15 protein-coding genes are annotated in these 15,648 nt (G+C 65.3%); 3 read left to right on the top strand and 12 right to left on the bottom strand.

Translation table 11 applies throughout. The features are described from left to right. Nucleotides 1–3: 3 nt before the first annotated feature. The 11 genes from nuoH to QNA11_RS02970 all read right to left on the bottom strand — a co-directional run bounded on the left by nuoH (nucleotide 4) and on the right by QNA11_RS02970 (nucleotide 10,516). On the bottom strand, nucleotides 4–1,038 hold the full coding sequence (gene nuoH, locus QNA11_RS03020) for an NADH-quinone oxidoreductase subunit NuoH (RefSeq protein WP_202073553.1): 1,035 nt from the start codon (nucleotides 1,036–1,038) through the stop codon (nucleotides 4–6). 22 nt (nucleotides 1,039–1,060) lie between these two features. Next, entirely contained in the window at nucleotides 1,061–3,118 is a 2,058-nt protein-coding gene (gene nuoG, locus QNA11_RS03015) for an NADH-quinone oxidoreductase subunit NuoG (protein ID WP_283481920.1), read from the bottom strand. A 37-nt stretch (nucleotides 3,119–3,155) separates the two neighbouring features. Continuing rightward, nucleotides 3,156–4,460 carry an NADH-quinone oxidoreductase subunit NuoF gene (nuoF, locus tag QNA11_RS03010; RefSeq protein WP_202073400.1) on the bottom strand — a complete coding sequence of 435 codons (1,305 nt, stop codon included), beginning with the start codon at nucleotides 4,458–4,460 and terminating at the stop codon, nucleotides 3,156–3,158. A gap of 9 nt (nucleotides 4,461–4,469) precedes the next feature. Further along, nucleotides 4,470–4,724: a hypothetical protein gene (locus QNA11_RS03005; RefSeq protein WP_202073401.1), complete on the bottom strand. Its 255-nt coding sequence runs from the start codon at nucleotides 4,722–4,724 to the stop codon at nucleotides 4,470–4,472. An 11-nt stretch (nucleotides 4,725–4,735) separates the two neighbouring features. Then, on the bottom strand, nucleotides 4,736–5,344 hold the full coding sequence (nuoE, locus tag QNA11_RS03000; protein ID WP_283481919.1) for an NADH-quinone oxidoreductase subunit NuoE: 609 nt from the start codon (nucleotides 5,342–5,344) through the stop codon (nucleotides 4,736–4,738). Continuing rightward, on the bottom strand, nucleotides 5,344–6,564 hold the full coding sequence (locus QNA11_RS02995) for an NADH-quinone oxidoreductase subunit D (protein WP_202073403.1): 1,221 nt from the start codon (nucleotides 6,562–6,564) through the stop codon (nucleotides 5,344–5,346). Before QNA11_RS02995 ends, nuoE begins: the two co-directional genes overlap by 1 nt. 11 nt (nucleotides 6,565–6,575) lie before the next feature. Then, on the bottom strand, nucleotides 6,576–7,178 hold the full coding sequence (locus QNA11_RS02990; RefSeq protein WP_202073404.1) for an NADH-quinone oxidoreductase subunit C: 603 nt from the start codon (nucleotides 7,176–7,178) through the stop codon (nucleotides 6,576–6,578). A 146-nt stretch (nucleotides 7,179–7,324) separates the two neighbouring features. Next, nucleotides 7,325–7,912, bottom strand: a complete 588-nt coding sequence (locus tag QNA11_RS02985; protein WP_165049128.1) for a NuoB/complex I 20 kDa subunit family protein — start codon at nucleotides 7,910–7,912, stop codon at nucleotides 7,325–7,327. Further along, nucleotides 7,903–8,268, bottom strand: a complete 366-nt coding sequence (locus tag QNA11_RS02980) for an NADH-quinone oxidoreductase subunit A (RefSeq protein ID WP_202073406.1) — start codon at nucleotides 8,266–8,268, stop codon at nucleotides 7,903–7,905. Before QNA11_RS02980 ends, QNA11_RS02985 begins: the two co-directional genes overlap by 10 nt. Before the next feature lie 174 nt (nucleotides 8,269–8,442). Further along, nucleotides 8,443–9,276, bottom strand: coding sequence for an ATP12 family chaperone protein (locus QNA11_RS02975; RefSeq protein ID WP_283481918.1), 834 nt, complete (start codon nucleotides 9,274–9,276; stop codon nucleotides 8,443–8,445). Between the two features lie 181 nt (nucleotides 9,277–9,457). Continuing rightward, a complete protein-coding gene (locus tag QNA11_RS02970) occupies nucleotides 9,458–10,516 on the bottom strand; it encodes an RluA family pseudouridine synthase (RefSeq protein WP_283481917.1) in 1,059 nt (352 codons plus the stop codon). 237 nt (nucleotides 10,517–10,753) lie between these two features. Between QNA11_RS02970 and QNA11_RS02965 the strand changes: the two genes are divergently transcribed. The 3 genes from QNA11_RS02965 to QNA11_RS02955 all read left to right on the top strand — a co-directional run bounded on the left by QNA11_RS02965 (nucleotide 10,754) and on the right by QNA11_RS02955 (nucleotide 14,911). Continuing rightward, nucleotides 10,754–12,124, top strand: a complete 1,371-nt coding sequence (locus tag QNA11_RS02965; protein ID WP_283481916.1) for a GGDEF domain-containing protein — start codon at nucleotides 10,754–10,756, stop codon at nucleotides 12,122–12,124. Nucleotides 12,125–12,203: 79 nt separating this feature from the next. Then, nucleotides 12,204–12,860: a pyridoxamine 5'-phosphate oxidase family protein gene (locus QNA11_RS02960; protein ID WP_283481915.1), complete on the top strand. Its 657-nt coding sequence runs from the start codon at nucleotides 12,204–12,206 to the stop codon at nucleotides 12,858–12,860. A gap of 275 nt (nucleotides 12,861–13,135) precedes the next feature. Next, nucleotides 13,136–14,911, top strand: a complete 1,776-nt coding sequence (locus tag QNA11_RS02955; protein ID WP_283481914.1) for a sodium:solute symporter — start codon at nucleotides 13,136–13,138, stop codon at nucleotides 14,909–14,911. Here QNA11_RS02955 and QNA11_RS02950 read toward each other — a convergent pair whose 3' ends face one another. After that, complete coding sequence (locus QNA11_RS02950) at nucleotides 14,912–15,556, bottom strand: hypothetical protein (RefSeq protein ID WP_283481913.1); 645 nt, start codon at nucleotides 15,554–15,556, stop codon at nucleotides 14,912–14,914. Nucleotides 15,557–15,648: the final 92 nt, after the last annotated feature.

Below are 15,648 nucleotides of genomic sequence, written 5' to 3'. Positions count from 1 at the left end.
GACTTAGCTCGCGATCAGGCCGGGGCCGAATTGAAGGGCCGCAGCGACGACGATGACCATGACGAGCGAGATCGGCAGGAACACTTTCCAACCGAGACGCATGAGCTGATCGTACCGGTAGCGCGGCACGAAAGCCTTCACCATGGCGAAGAAGAAGAAGAAGAAGCTGACCTTCAGGATGAACCAGATCACGCCCGGCACGAGGGTGAAAGGCGCGATGTTCACCGGCGGCAGCCAGCCACCGAAGAAGAGGATCGTCAGCAGCGCGCACATGGTCACGATCGCCACATATTCGGCGAGCATGAACAGCACGTAGGGCGTCGCCGAATATTCGATCATGAAGCCCGCGACGAGCTCCGACTCGGCTTCGACGAGATCGAAGGGCGGGCGGTTCGTTTCAGCCAGTGCCGAGACGAAGAAGATGATGAACATCGGGAAGAGGCGCAGCCAATACCAGCCGGCCATGCCGTAGGACGTGTCCTGCGCGCGGACGATGTCGGTGAGGTTCAGCGAGCCGGCGCAGAGCAACACGGTGATGATGACGAAGCCGATCGAGACTTCGTAGGACACCATCTGCGCGGCGGAGCGCAGCGCCGACAGGAAGGGATATTTCGAGTTCGACGCCCAGCCGCCCATGATCACGCCATAGACGCCCAGCGACGACAGCGCGAAGATGTAGAGGATGCCGACATTGATGTCGCCGACGACCCAGCCGCCGTCCGACACGGGGATCACCGCCCAGGCGGCGATGGACAGCGTCGCCATGATAAAGGGCGCGAACAGGAACACGCCCTTGTTCGCCGTGTCCGGGATCACCGGCTCCTTGAGCGCGAATTTGATGAAATCCGCGAAGCTCTGCAGCAGGCCCCAGGGACCGACGACGTTCGGGCCGCGACGCAACTGCACCGCCGCCCAGATCTTGCGGTCGGCGAGAATGACATAGGCGACATAGATCAAGAGCACGACGGCGATGAGCACGCTCTTGATGAGCGCGAGCAGAACCGGGCTCTCGGCGAGATAGGCAGTGATGGCGTTCATCCAATCGCTCACGTCTTCGCTCCTATTCCGCCGCTTGGGCCTGCCGGCCCCGCGCGAGAGCCGAACAATCCGCCATGACCGCCGAGGCGCGCGCGATCGGATTGGTGAGGTAGAAATCGCCGATCGCCGGGACGAAGGCGTCCTTCATCGCGACGGCCGCATGGCCGGCAAGCTTGACGACATCGCCCGGATTGCTGGCCTCAATCTGATCGATGCGGGCGAAATGCGGATGCGCCTCGACGAGCTTCTTGCGTAGCTGCGCGAGCGAGTCGAAGGGCAGCGCATGCCCGACCACCGCCGAGAGTGCGCGAAGGACCGCCCAATCCTCACGGGCCTCGCCCGGCGGGAAGACGACGCGCGAGGCAAGCTGCACGCGGCCCTCGGTGTTTACGTAAAGGCCGGATTTTTCCGTATAGGCGGCGCCAGGCAGGATCACGTCGGCGCGATGCGCGCCACGGTCGCCATGCGTGCCGATATAGACGACGAAGGCGCCTGGATCGACCGCGATTTCATCCGCCCCGAGCAGGAACAGCAGGTCCATCGCGCCGGCCTTGGCCATTGCCTGCGCATCGAGGCCGCCCTGAGCCGGCGTGAAGCCGAGATCGAGCGCGCCAACGCGTGAGGCTGCCGTATGCAGCACCGAGAAACCGTTCCAGCCTTCCGCGTTGCTGAGCTTCTGAGCCGCCTGAGCCGAGAGCGCGAGGATGGCGTCGCCGTCGGGCCGCGACAGAGCGCCCTGCCCCACGATCACCAGAAGCTTGCCGACCGGCTTCGCCTCCTGGATGAAGCGCAGCAGCGAATCCGGGCCGGCGCCGATATAGTCGTAGTCGTAGGTGAGATCGGCCTTCTCGCCGACCACCGAGATCTTGAGATCGCCCTTCAGCCAGCGCTTGCGGATGCGGGCGTTGAGGACCGGCGATTCCTTGCGCGGGTTCGAGCCCACGATGAGCAGCGCGTCCGCCTGATCGATGCCGGCGATCGTCCCATTGAAGATGTAGGAGCCGCGGCCGAATTTCGGATCGAGCTTGGCGCCGTCCTGCCGGCAGTCGAAATTCGGCGAGCCAAGCTGCTGCATCAGCAGTTTCAGCGCGAAAATCTCTTCGGCGGCGGCAAGGTCGCCCACGATTGCGCCAGTGCGGCCCGGCGCGCTCGCCTTGCGCTTGGCGGAAATCAGCTCGAAGGCTTCCTTCCAGCTCGCAGGGCGCAGTCGGCCGTTCTCGCGCACATAGGGGCGATCGAGGCGCTGCGTCTTGAGGCCGTCGACGATCTGGCGGGTCTTGTCGGAGATCCACTCCTCGTTCACCGCGTCGTTGACGCGCGGGAGGATGCGGATGACTTCGCGGCCGCGCGAGTCGACGCGGATCGCTGAACCCAGCGCATCCATGACGTCGATCGTCTCGGTCTTCTGATATTCCCACGGACGGGCGCGGAAGCTTTGGGGCTTCGGCAGCAGCGCGCCGACCGGGCAGAGGTCGGCGACATTACCCTGCAGCTCCGAGGTCATCGCGCCTTCGAGATAGGTGGTGATCTCCATATCCTCGCCGCGGCCGATGGCGCCCATGTCGCCCGTGCCCGCGACTTCCGCCGTGAAGCGGACGCAGCGCGTGCAGTGGATGCAGCGATTCATCTCGGTCTTGACGAGGACGCCGATATATTTGTCCTCAACCGCGCGCTTGTTCTCGTGATACCGCGAACTGTCGCCGCCGAAGGCGAGCGCCTGGTCCTGCAGGTCGCATTCGCCGCCCTGATCGCAGATCGGGCAGTCGAGCGGATGGTTCACGAGCAGGAACTCCATCACGCCTTCGCGCGCCTTCTTCACCATCGGAGATTTGGTGAAGACTTCCGGCGGCGCGCCATTCGGGCCGGGACGGAGATCCTTGACCGACATGGCGCAGGACGCCTGCGGCTTGGGCGGACCGCCCTTCACCTCGACGAGGCACATGCGGCAATTGCCGGCGATCGACAGGCGCTCGTGATAACAGAAGCGCGGCACCTCGGCGCCCGCCTCCTCGCACGCCTGGAGAAGCGTGAACTCTCCCGGAACGTCCACCTCGACGCCATCGACGAGAATCTTTGTCACTTCGCTCTCTCCGAAGTCGTAACGCGCTTGTTCATGATCACTCCGCCGCCTCGCGAATGGGCTCGGGGTGCGGATTGGCCGAGTATTGGTCGATGCGCTCTTCGATCGTCTCGCGGAAATGCGTGATGAGGCCCTGGATCGGCCAGGCCGCCGCATCGCCGAGCGCGCAAATGGTGTGGCCTTCGATCTGCTTCGACACGTCGAACAGCATATCGATCTCGCGCTTATGCGCGCGGCCTTCGACCATGCGCTGCACGACGCGATACATCCACCCCGTACCCTCACGGCAGGGCGTGCACTGGCCACAGCTCTCGTGCTTGTAGAAATAAGCGAGGCGCGCGATGGCGCGGATGATGTCGGTGGACTTGTCCATGACGATCACCGCCGCCGTGCCGAGGCCGGAGCCGAGCTTGACGAGGCTGTCGAAGTCCATCGGGCAGTCGATGATCTGATGCGCGGGAACGCAGCGCACCGACGAGCCGCCGGGAATGACGGCGAGCAGATTGTCCCAGCCGCCGCGAATGCCGCCGCAATGCGCATCGATCAGTTCACGGAAGGAGATGGACATCGCCTCTTCGACATTGCACGGCCGGTTGACGTGGCCGGAGATCGAAAAGAGCTTGGTGCCCGTGTTATTGGGCTTGCCGATGCCGGCGAACCAGGCTGGGCCGCGACGCAGAATGGTCGGAACGACGGCGATGGATTCGACGTTATTGACCGTGGTCGGGCAGCCATAGAGGCCGACATTTGCCGGGAACGGCGGCTTCAGGCGCGGCATGCCCTTCTTGCCTTCGAGGCTCTCGATCAGCGCCGTCTCTTCGCCGCAGATATAGGCGCCGGCGCCGTGATGGACGTAGAGGTCGAAGGGATAGCCGTGGACATTGTTCTTGCCGATGAGGTTGGCCTCATAGGCTTCGTCGACGGCCTTCTGCAGAGCGATGCGCTCGGCGATGAATTCGCCGCGCACATAGATGTAGCAGGCATGCGCGCCCATCGCGAAAGACGCGACCAAAGCGCCCTCGACCAGCGTATGCGGGTCGTTGCGCATGATCTCGCGGTCTTTACAGGTGCCGGGCTCGGATTCGTCGGCGTTGATGACGAGGTAATGCGGCCGCTTGGGGTCGACTTCCTTCGGCATGAACGACCATTTGAGGCCCGTCGAGAAGCCCGCGCCGCCGCGGCCACGAAGGCCGGAAGCCTTCACTTCCTCGATGATCTTGTCGCGGCCCCTGGCGAGCAGCGCCTTGGTGCCGTCCCACTGGCCGCGCGCGCGGGCGCCGGCGAGCGAACGGTCGCCGAGGCCGTAGAGGTTCGTGAATATGCGGTCTGCGTCGGAAAGCATGATCCGTCCTTACGCGTGCGGCGTGTCGATGATTTCGAGGCGGCGCTCGATGCGGGACATGCGCCCCTCCATCGCGCCGGACGCCTCGTAAATATTCGCCAGATCCATATGAAAAGCGCCCATGCGATTGTCGATTGCAGCAATGGCCGACCGAAGCGCCCTGACCTCGCCACGCGATTCACGCATGGATTCCTCGAGATTGCCGAGGCGCGCCTGTATCGCCTTCAGCACTTCGTAGATCAGTTCGTTCGTGACTTCGGCCATGGCGCGCTCCGTCACTTCTGTCCGTAGAGCGAGGCAAGGCTCGTAAGCCCTCCCTCGGGCTCGGAGGACTCGCGGCCCTTCTGCGACCCGATCTTCACCGGACGGCCAGCGGCGAGATCGTCGAGCAGCTTCTCGAAATTCTCGGCCGTGAGGTCTTCGTAGTAATCGTCGTTGATCTGCACCATGGGCGCGTTGCAGCAGGCGCCGAGGCACTCGACTTCGAGCCAGGAGAACAGGCCGTCAGCCGTCACCTTGCGCTGCGGACCGACGCGGCGCTCGAGCACCTTGATGAGATCGTCCGAGCCGCACAGCATGCAGGGCGTCGTGCCACAGAGCTGGATGTAGAATTTGCCAACCGGCTCGAGGTTGAACATCGTGTAGAAGGTCGCGACCTCCAGCACGCGGATCTTCGGCATGCCGAGCGTCTCGGCGACCTTCTCGATCGCCTTCTGCGGCAGCCAATAGTTATTCTGCTTCTGCGCCTGCCACAGAGCGGGCACGACGGCCGAGGCCTGACGGCCGTCGGGATATTTGGCGATCTGCTTTTCGAGCCACGCCAGATTCTCCTGCGTGAACTCGAAGCTCTCAGGCTGCTGGTCGGCGAGACGACGGACGGACATTAGCGATCGACCTCCCCGAAGACGATATCGAGCGAGCCCAGGATCGCCGAGACGTCGGCGAGCATATGGCCCTTACACATGAAATCCATGGACGACAGATGGGCGAAGCCCGGCGCGCGGATCTTGCAGCGATAGGGTTTGTCGCCGCCGTCCGACACGAGATAGACGCCGAACTCGCCCTTGGGCGCCTCGACCGCCGCGTAAACCTCACCGGCCGGGACGTGGAAGCCCTCGGTGAACAGCTTGAAGTGGTGGATGAGCGCTTCCATCGAGCGCTTCATGTCGCCGCGCGAGGGCTGGGTGATCTTGTGGTTCGGCGTCAGCACCGGGCCGCGGCCGTCGGCGCGCAGCAGCTTCTCGACGCACTGCTTCATGATGTAGGTCGACTGCCGCATCTCCTCCATGCGGATCACCGCGCGGTCGTAGCAGTCGCCGTTCTTGCCGACGGGAATGTCGAACTCCATCTCCTCGTAGCACTCATAGGGCTGCGCCTTGCGCAGATCCCAGGCCGCGCCGGAGCCGCGCACCATCACGCCCGAATAGCCCCATTTCCAGGCGTCCTCGAGCGAGATCACGCCGATGTCGACGTTGCGCTGCTTGAAGATGCGATTCTCGATGAAGAGATCCGCGAGATCGTCGCAGAGCTTCAAGAAGGGATCGCAGAAGGCGCCGATGTCTTCGACGAGCTGGTCCGGCAGATCGCGCGCGACGCCGCCCGGACGGAAATAATTGGCGTGCATGCGCGCGCCGGAAGCGCGCTCATAAAACACCATGAGCTTCTCGCGCTCTTCATAGCCCCACAGCGGCGGGGTCAGCGCGCCGACGTCCATCGCCTGCGAGGTGACGTTCAAGAGGTGCGACAGCAGACGGCCGATCTCGGCGTAGAGAACGCGGATGAGCTGGCCGCGGCGCGGCACCTGCACGTCGAGCAGGCGCTCGATCGCGAGGCAGAAAGCGTGCTCCTGATTCATCGGCGCGCAATAGTCGAGCCGATCGAAGTAGGGCACGTTCTGCAGATAGGTGCGCGACTCCATCAGCTTCTCGGTGCCGCGATGGAGGAAGCCGACATGCGGATCGACGCGCTCGACGACTTCGCCGTCGAGCTCCAGGATCAGGCGGAGCACGCCATGCGCCGCCGGATGCTGCGGGCCGAAGTTGATGTTGAAGTTACGCAGGCCCTGAGATTCGGGCTTCGTGGGGGCGATAGCTTGATCGTTCATCTGCGCCGCGCTCACTTGCTCGCCTTCTCATCGCCGGGAAGGTCGTATTTCACGGCCTCCCAAGGCGAGAGGAAATCGAAATTGCGGTATTCCTGCTGGAGCCGCACGGGCTCGTAGACGACGCGCTTGCGCTCGTCGTCGTAACGCACCTCGACGAAGCCGGTCATGGGGAAGTCCTTGCGCAGCGGATGGCCGTCGAAGCCATAGTCGGTCATGATGCGGCGCAGGTCGGGATGGCCCGCGAAGATCACGCCGAAGAGATCATAGGTCTCGCGCTCGTACCAATCCGCGCCGGGAAACAGCGGAACGATCGAGGCGATGGGCGTGTCTTCGGCGACCGACGCCTTGATGCGGATGCGGCGATTGTGCTTGGGCGACTGGAAATGCGCCACGACCTCGAAACGCTCCTCGCGCTCCGGATAATCCGCGGCGGTGACGTCGATGAAGTTGACGAAGAGGCACTCGGGATCGTCGCGCAGATAGGTCGCCGCGTCGATCCAGCGGTCGCGCGCGATGGTGAGCGTGAGCTCGCCAAAAGCGACCTTCACCTCGGTCACCGCGCCGGGAAGAGCGCCGCTGACCCGCGCGCCGAGAGCTTCCAATTCAGCCGACATCCGTCAACCCCATTCAAGGACGCGAGCGCGTCCGTCACATTCCGTCGTTGCGAGCGGAGCGAAGCAACCCAGAACCACATCGGGCCCGCTGGATTGCTTCGTCGTTTCGCTCCTCGCAATGACGGCAGGCGCCATTGCCAATTTGCTTACCGCTCGATCGTGCCCGTGCGGCGAATCTTCTTCTGCAGCAGCAGCATGCCGTAGACCAGCGCTTCCGCCGACGGCGGGCAGCCCGGCACATAGACGTCGACCGGAATGATGCGGTCGCAGCCGCGCACCACCGAGTAGGAATAGTGGTAGTAGCCACCGCCATTGGCGCAGGAGCCCATGGAGATGACGTAGCGCGGCTCCGGCATCTGGTCATAGACCTTGCGCAGCGCCGGCGCCATCTTGTTCGTCAGCGTGCCGGCGATGATGATGCAGTCCGACTGGCGCGGCGAGGCGCGCGGCGCAAAGCCGAAGCGCTCGAGATCGTAGCGCGGCATGGCCGCCTGAATCATCTCCACCGCGCAGCAGGCGAGACCGAAGGTCATCCACATGAGCGAGCCGGTGCGCGCCCAATTGATGACGTCGTCGGTCGCCGTGACGAAGAAGCCCTTGTCGGCCAGCTCTTCGTTGATCTGCAGGAAGAAGGGGTCGTCCGAGCCGACCGGCTTGCCGGTGCGCGGATCGATGAGTCCCTTGGCCTGCGGCGCCACCAGCGTCTGATGGCCCTGGTTCGTGATCAATCCCATTCCAGCGCTCCCTTGCGCCACTCATAGACGAAGCCGACGGTCAGCACGCCGAGGAAAACCATCATCGACCAGAAACCGAAGACCCCGGCGTCCTTGAAGGCGACCGCCCAGGGGAAAAGAAACGCCACTTCGAGATCGAACACGATGAAGAGCAGCGACACGAGATAGAAGCGCACGTCGAATTTCATGCGCGAGTCGTTGAACGGATTGAAGCCGCACTCGTAAGCGGAGAGCTTCTCCGGATCCGGCGCCTTGAAGGCGAAGAGGAAGGGCGCGACGAGCAGCGCGCCGGAGATGATCGCGGAGAGCGCGATGAAGATCGCCAGCGGCATATATTGTTCGAGCAGCATCGGCATGAGTCGTGTCCGGTCGGTCCGACAGTGCGGCGGGGCGAAGGCCGCTTTCTCGGGAGCTCTAAGTTGGAAAAGCTCCAGGCCGCGGGTTCCGTAACGCAGCGCCTTGTGCAAAGCAAGAGACAAGGACGGCCACGGCGAAGTTATGAGGGGAAAGCTTTTGGGAGAGACGCCTTTTCAGGCGTCCTGCCCATTTGCCAGCCCTTCCGTCGCGCATTCTGAGAGAAACGCCGCCGCCGCCATTTCCTTGAATCGCGCCTCGCGGCGCGCCAGCGCCTCGGCGTCCGCGCCCCAGGCCCGCATCTGGAAGTCCTCGTCGATATGGGCGGCGGCCCAAGCCTGCGCAAGGTCGATATGATTCAGAGACTTGGCAAGCGCGAGAATCAGTGAGCCGGTCAGCGTCGTCATGACATGCAGGGCCGCGAGCCGCAGCGGCGCGCCCGCCCCCTCGCCGACGTGCCGACGCACGGCCCCGGCGAGCGCCGCGAGGGACTCATCCGGCTGAGCGGCGAACATCACGCCCTCGGCGAGCGTCAGCCGCACGCCGAACCGATCGCGCGCGAAGGCCAGCAGCGGATCCCACGCCTCCCTTTGCGCCGCAGCGAGACTTTCGGGCTCTCCGGCGCGGTAGCAGATCATGTCGGAGCCGGCGTATTTGACCAGCTCCGCCTCCACCTCCGCCATCTGCGCGGCGACGCCGTCGAGCGCAGTGTTGACGAGCTTGGTCAGCGGCATTGTCGCGGGGTCGATATAATCGCCCTGCCCCGCCCATTCCGCCGCCATCGCCTCGGCGAGCTTGCGCGACGGAATGACGACCCGGCGTCTCGCGGGGGTGTTGACCGTGCGCCCGTCCAGCAGGATCGAAAAGCCGTCTTCCGTCTCGCCGACCGTGGCCTCCTTGTAGAAGCGCTTAGGCAACGGACGCGCGGGGTCGCGCGCGGCTTTCACGGGGTCACGCTCGGCGGCGGGCACGAAGAAGTCGGCGTCGAAGCCGGTGGGTTCGTTAGACATTCTCTCAGCTCCCTGGAAGCTGGGGTTTATTCGAGAGTCGCCCCCCGGTCGTCATGCCCGCGCTCGTCGCGGGCATCGACGCGGTCGGGCTTCGGCGATCACGCCAACCATTGGCAAAGCGTCTCGGCGTGGATGGCCGGGACAAGCCCGGCCATGACGGCCGGTAAGCTATGAACGGGCGCTACGCGTCCGGCGCATCCTCGATGGGGTCATATTGCTTCACATCGAAGCCGAAGAGCTCCCAGCTCTTCCTCATATGGTCGGGCAGCGGCGCGGTGACATCGAGCACGCCGCCTTTGGGATGCGGCAACACCAAGCGCCGGGCCAAGAGATGCAGCTTGCGCTCCAGCCCGTCCGGCATGGCCCGCAGCGGATCGCGGCGGCGCACCTCGTCCTCGGGGCGATGACCATATTTGGGATCGCCGAAGATCGGATGGCCGATCGCCTCGGCGTGGGCGCGCAATTGGTGGGTGCGGCCGGTCAGCGGCTTCATCGACAGCCAGGCGCAGCGCGGCGCCACCTTGTCGACAATGGCGTAATAGGTGAGCGAGTGTTGCGCGTCGGCCTCGCCATGTTTGGCGACCCGCATTTTTTCGAGATCGCGCCCGGCGCCGCGCGTCTTCTCCATCCCTGCGCCCTTGGCGAGATAGAGCGAGACCCGCCCCTGCGCGGGCTTGGGCACGCCCTCGACCAGCGCCCAATAGATTTTCTTGGCCTGCCGCGAGCGGAAGATTTCGCCGAGGTCGGCCGCCATGCGCCGGTTCTTGGCGACGAGCAGCACGCCGCAGGTGTCGCGGTCGAGGCGGTGCACCAGCACGGGCCGGGAATCGCCCTTGGCCAGCGATTCGAGCATGCCGTCGATATGGCGCTTCTGGCCCGAGCCGCCCTGGGTCGCGAGACCGAAGGGCTTGTTGAGGACCATCAAATCCTTGTCCTCGAAGAGGGTCATCTCGCCGAGCGCCCGCGCGTCCTCGGGATTGGCGCGCTTCACCGCGGGGCTCGCGGGCTCCTCGATCTTGAGCGGCGGCACGCGGACCTTTTGCCCCTCCTCCAGCCGCGTCGAGGTCTCGACCCGCTTGCCGTCGACGCGCACCTCGCCCTTGCGGCAGATTTTGGCGAGATGGGAGAGCGCGAGCGACGGGTAGCGCCGCTTGAACCAGCGGTCCACGCGCATCCCGGCTTCGTCCTCGGTGACCATGGTCGTGGTCACGCCGGCGGCTTTGGCTTCCGGCGCGCTCATCGGGCGGCTCCCGGTCGCATATGTTTCGAAACTGCATGCATCGCCGCCTTATCGGACAAACCGCGCCGCCTGTCGATGGCGCTCGGCGCGTCGAAAAGCAGCGGGTCCGACGACCGTCGTCGCCGTAAGCTCGCGTTTTTGCCCTCGCCTTAGGCAGGAATTAATATTCGAGCCGCATGCAAGGGTTGCGGCAACCGCCTTCTTCCGAAGGCGCGTCCAAGGCCGCCTGGGCGGGCCATGAAAACCGAAAGCCTGATTGAAGCGAGATGGGCCGAGTTGATGCAAGAGGCTTCGCCAGCGGCGAAGCAATTGCTGGTGGCGCTCTGCGAAGGTCATGCGCACGAATTCGCGACAGCCTTCTACACGGCAATGCTGCAGGACCCCGATGCGCACGGATTTCTCTCCGGCGAGGGGATGGTCGAGCGTCTGAGCGAAACCATGCGGCGCTGGATCGACGATATTCTGATGAATTGGGAGCCGTCGGCTCTCCCCCAACTGGTGGCCGCCCAGCGTCAGCTCGGCGCCGTTCACGCGCGCATCGGGATCCCGCTCGAACTGGTCATGCGCGGGATGCGTCTCCTCAAGCAGACGATCATCAACGCGCTGCTCGGCAACGCGATCAACCCCGACCATCTCGAAGCCGTGAAGATCTCCGTCGAGCGGATAGACATGGCCCTCGAAATCGCGGCGCATCAATATTACGCATCGAGCGAGACCGAGGCGCGCAAGGACGAGGCGTATCGGAATTACGCCGCCAGCGCGAATATGTCGGTCGAGCGGGAGCGTCAGCGCGCAGCCCTGTTCAGTTGGGAAAATGAGCTGTTGCACGCTTTGGTTGTTGGCTCGGGCAAGAAGGCGCTCACGCCGATCTCGCAATCGGGCTTCGGCCTTTGGCTGAGGCACAAGGCCAACTCGATCTTCCCGGCCGACGGAGAGTTTCTCGAGATCGTCGAGGCGACCGAACGGATCGACCGCGATCTGGCGCTTTTGCAATCGCCCGATGCGCCGCGCGCCTCCCAGGAAGAGGTCAAGCGCGTCATCGATCTCGTGTCGAAAGAGACCCGGCTTATCCGGGAAATTATCGAAACGCTCTTCGAGCGGCAGATCAATCTGGAATCCGGCCGCGACGCGCTGACGCATTTGCTGAGCCGGCGGTTCGAATCGACGGTTCTTGCCCGTGAAATCGAGATCAGCCGGAACACCGGTAAGCCCTTCGCGGCGCTCCTGCTCGACGTCGACCACTTCAAGAGCGTGAACGATACCTATGGTCATGAGGCAGGCGATCACGTCCTGCAGCATGTGGCGGGCGTCTTCATCGAAAATGTGAGAAGCGGGGATTTCGTTTTCCGCCATGGCGGCGAGGAGTTCCTGATCGTCTGCGTGGAGCTGACCTCCCAGGAGGCTCTCTGCGTCGCCAACAAGGTCCGCGTCGCCATCCAGGCGGAGCCCATCGCGATCTCGGACACGACCAAGCTTTCGCTTACGGTCAGCATCGGCGTTGCGGCCTATGACGGGCATCCGGATTATCAGCGCCTCATCGCGCGGGCGGACAGAGCGCTCTACGCAGCCAAGAACGGCGGCCGCAACAAATGCGTGCTCGCGGTCTGAATGGCGCGACGCGCAGCGGTTTGACGATTTCTCGCGCGCCCCGTTACTCTCTTCGAAATCATTGAAGAGAGAAATCAAAATGTCCAATTTTTACGGCCCTGCCCATCGCGAGCTCCAGGACGCGTTCGATTCGCGCCGTTTGGCCGATCTGATGGAAGGCGGCGTGATGCACGGAGAATTCGCGCCCCATGAAATCGGCTTCATCGAATCGCGCGACATGTTCTTTCTCGCCAGCATCGACCCCGCCGGCCGGCCGACCGTCTCCTACAAGGGCGGCGCAACGGGCTTCGTGCGCGTCACGGGGCCGAAGTCGCTTGTTTTTCCGTGGTTCGACGGCAACGGCATGTTCTATTCGGCCGGCAACATCGCCGAAAACAGCAAGGTCGGGCTGCTCTTCATCGACTTCGTGACCCCCAACCGACTGCGCGTGCAAGGCGAGGCCAAATTGCTGCGGGACGCGGAGGCGGCTGCCGCTTTCCCCGGCGCGCAATTCGTCGTCGAGGTCGCGGTCGAGTCGATCTGGGTGAACTGCCCCCGCTATATCCATCCGCACCAGAAGGTCGCCGACTCGAAATATCTGCCCGACGCGGCGGGAGAGTCGCCGCTGCCCGGCTGGAAGCGGCTGGATGTGGCGCAAGAGGCCCTGCGCCCCGATGACCGGGAGAAAGTCGCCGCCGCCGGCGGGGTCTTGGATTTCGATGCCTATGGGGCGTTGATTCAGCGCGGCGAGGGGTGACGGATTTCCAGGCGAAACGCCGGGCGTGATCCCATCCCTCCCCTTTCCGGGGAGGGTGGCCCCGCGTGAGCGGGGTCGGGTGGGGTAAAGCCCCAATGACGGTCGAGCGGCGTGAGCCCCACCCGGCGGCCTTTGGCCGCCGACCTCCCCGTAAAGGGGAGGTATGGGGATCACGACGCCAGATCGCTATCTGCCCGTTTCAACGCGGCATTCGTCCTTCCCCCCTCACCCGGGCTCCGCTACTCTCCCCTCGCCCCAAGAGCGAGAGACCAAAAATGAGAGAGCGCCCAGGCGAAGCCATTTTGTTCGACCGCGCCAATCTCGATTCGCGAATCGCCTTCGTCTCCGCCGGCTTCCTCCTGGCCTATGGCTTTGCGGCCCTGCTCGACCGCGTCGGCGCGCCGGAGCGTTTTGTGGCGGCGGCGCCGCCCTGGTTCACGGTCCTGGCGCTCGCGGCGCTCGGCTTCCTGCTCCATTCGATGCGGGTCTCCTTCTATTACGCAGGCGGCCGCGCGGTTCCGGCGAATTATGCCGGCTTCGCCAACGCCGCCATCGCCGTCGCGCTGCTGCTGCCCTTCGCGACCCGGCTCGCCGGTCGTTCCTGGAGCGTGGGCGTCGTCGCCGGCGCCTTTCTCGGGCTCGCCGGCGCGGCGTTGTTTTTGGGGCCACTGCTGCGCAAAACCGGCGTGTTCTCCGTCTCCGGGCTTCTCGCCGCGCGCTTTCCTTCCGCCGCCCCGCGTTTCGGGTTGATCGCGGCGGTCGCGCTGTCCTCGGGCCTGCTCGCCGTCGCGGGCGGGCAGATGGCGGTCGACGCCCTCGTCGATCTGAGCGGCGCCAGCCGCGCCTTCGCCGCCTTCACCATCGCCGGCGCAGGACTTTTCATCGCGGGCCCGGGGGGATTGGGCGGCGCCATCTGGGCGGCCGCCGCCGCGGCGGGCGTCGCCTTGCTCGGCCTCGGCTGGCCCATCGCTGCTCTGGGCTTTCGCGGCGAATTGCCGGTCGACCTCTTGGGCGGCGGCGGCTGGCCGGAGGCGGCCAGCCTCCTGTCGGAATGGCGGATCATGCCGGCGCCCGCCGGGCTTGGCGTCGAGCTCGGCGCGACTATCGCAATCGCCATGGGCGTTGTGGCGCTGGCGCCGGTTCTCGCACCCGCCGTGACGACGCAGGACAACGAGTCGGCGCGCGCTTCGGGCGTGGCGACCCTCGCCTGGAGCCTGATCTTCGCGCTGCTTGTCGCCACCGCTGTCGCCGCCTCGGCGGTGAGCCTCGCTGCGAGCGTATCTGGCCAGACGGTCGAGCGCCTGCCGGAGCCGATCTACGCCGCGAGTGGGCGCGGGCTGGTCGAGATCTGCGGGACCAAGGTCCGCACGCCGTCCCAAGCCCAGCGCGCCTGCGCGGCGGAGAAGATTCCGCCCGGAACGCCGCTACGTCCCGTGGATGTGCGGCCGCTCGACGGCGACTTTCTCCTGGGCGCGTTTCCCGGCGCGGCCGGACTCGGCGCCGCGGCGTCGGGCCTTCTCGCCTCGGCGATCGTCGGCCTCGGCCTCGCGCTGGCCGCCGTCGGGCTCCAGGCCTGCGGCGCCGCCGTCGGCCATGATGCGCTCTACCGGCTGCGCGGCGAGGTCGATCTCACCAGCCGCCGCCTCGCCATCACGCGGCTGGCCCTCATCTTGGTCGCCACCGGCAGCTATGTCGCGAGCGCGACGCAGATGGTGACGCCCGGCGGGCTGATCGGCCTGGCGCTGGGGATTTCCGCCGCTTGCGTCGCGCCTTCCCTCGCGCTCGCCTTTTGGAATCGCGCCGGCGATCGCGAGGCTTTGGCGGCGCTGCTCGGCGGCGCCGCCGGGTTGGCGGCCACCCTGCTGCTCGAGGGACCGGCCCGAAAAATCGAGGCCTATGCGCTCGCCGCGCTGGCCGGCGCCACGCTGGGACTTGCAGCCGGCGTCCTCTCCGGCCTCGCCTCGCGCGAAGAGAAGCCGGCGGCCGTCGCCTTCGTGCGGCGCGTGCTGCGCGGCGACGGGCAGATCGTCACGCCCGACAAGGGCGCTTGATTATTTGAATTCGGCGCCCGCCTTGCCGAGGACAACCGGCTTGTCCGTGCCGCAGACGAAATCCCGCGCGTGTTTATCGGCGATCTCACGGGCGAGCGCATTGGCGTCGGCGTTCGCGCGCGCATCGACATAGCCCACATGGCAGACGGGCCCCGGCGGCAGGCGCGTGATCACCAGCGCGCGGCCGCTTGTCGTCCGCTTGTCGGCTTCCGCCGGCGCCTTGTAATTCCAGCGCATGATCGTCGCGAAGGGCCTGCCACCCGCAAGGCGCCATTCGATCGTCCCCTCGTAGAAGTCATTGAAGGGCGCCAGCGTCTGGCCCGCCGCCGGCTCGTCTTTCGCCTTGGCCCCGAAACTCACGTACATGCGCTGGTCCCCAGCGCCGAGCCAGATCGGGACGCCTGCATAGCCCATGCAGCGCCAGTCGCCGTAATCCTCGGGCGCGACGCCACGGCGATGCTTGCAATCTTGTTCGATGTCGATCTTTGTGTAGGCCGACGTCACGTCCTGCGCGCTGGCGGATGCCACCGAGAGAATAAGGAAGATCAACGCCGCCGTTCGCTCGGTAGGCTCCATAAATCCTCTCCCGTCAAAATCCTGCGGCAGGATACGCCCCTCGGCGAAGCTTTCCATGCGCTCGCGCACGGTCGGGGCGCTCGATCTCGCTGGCCCGCTTCTTGCCACCCTCTATCATTTCCATTCATTTCTGTTATAAGGCGCACGCACGCCCGGCCTCG

This window comes from Methylocystis sp. JR02, from assembly GCF_030063565.1.
Classification (GTDB): Bacteria; Pseudomonadota; Alphaproteobacteria; order Rhizobiales; family Beijerinckiaceae; genus Methylocystis; species Methylocystis iwaonis.
The sequence above is the reverse complement of the archived record's forward strand: the minus strand, read 5'-3'. Positions and strand labels throughout refer to the sequence as shown.

What these genes read in the sequence shown, in the direction of transcription:
- nuoH (WP_202073553.1), bottom strand. Translation starts at nt 1,038, where the DNA reads ATGAACGCCATCACTGCCTATCTCGCCGAGAGCCCGGTTCTGCTCGCG.
- nuoF (WP_202073400.1), bottom strand. Translation starts at nt 4,460, where the DNA reads ATGCTTTCCGACGCAGACCGCATATTCACGAACCTCTACGGCCTCGGC.
- QNA11_RS03005 (WP_202073401.1), bottom strand. Translation starts at nt 4,724, where the DNA reads ATGGCCGAAGTCACGAACGAACTGATCTACGAAGTGCTGAAGGCGATA.
- nuoE (WP_283481919.1), bottom strand. Translation starts at nt 5,344, where the DNA reads ATGTCCGTCCGTCGTCTCGCCGACCAGCAGCCTGAGAGCTTCGAGTTC.
- QNA11_RS02995 (WP_202073403.1), bottom strand. Translation starts at nt 6,564, where the DNA reads ATGAACGATCAAGCTATCGCCCCCACGAAGCCCGAATCTCAGGGCCTG.
- QNA11_RS02990 (WP_202073404.1), bottom strand. Translation starts at nt 7,178, where the DNA reads ATGTCGGCTGAATTGGAAGCTCTCGGCGCGCGGGTCAGCGGCGCTCTT.
- QNA11_RS02985 (WP_165049128.1), bottom strand. Translation starts at nt 7,912, where the DNA reads ATGGGATTGATCACGAACCAGGGCCATCAGACGCTGGTGGCGCCGCAG.
- QNA11_RS02980 (WP_202073406.1), bottom strand. Translation starts at nt 8,268, where the DNA reads ATGCCGATGCTGCTCGAACAATATATGCCGCTGGCGATCTTCATCGCG.
- QNA11_RS02975 (WP_283481918.1), bottom strand. Translation starts at nt 9,276, where the DNA reads ATGTCTAACGAACCCACCGGCTTCGACGCCGACTTCTTCGTGCCCGCC.
- QNA11_RS02970 (WP_283481917.1), bottom strand. Translation starts at nt 10,516, where the DNA reads ATGAGCGCGCCGGAAGCCAAAGCCGCCGGCGTGACCACGACCATGGTC.
- QNA11_RS02965 (WP_283481916.1), top strand. Translation starts at nt 10,754, where the DNA reads ATGAAAACCGAAAGCCTGATTGAAGCGAGATGGGCCGAGTTGATGCAA.
- QNA11_RS02960 (WP_283481915.1), top strand. Translation starts at nt 12,204, where the DNA reads ATGTCCAATTTTTACGGCCCTGCCCATCGCGAGCTCCAGGACGCGTTC.
- QNA11_RS02955 (WP_283481914.1), top strand. Translation starts at nt 13,136, where the DNA reads ATGAGAGAGCGCCCAGGCGAAGCCATTTTGTTCGACCGCGCCAATCTC.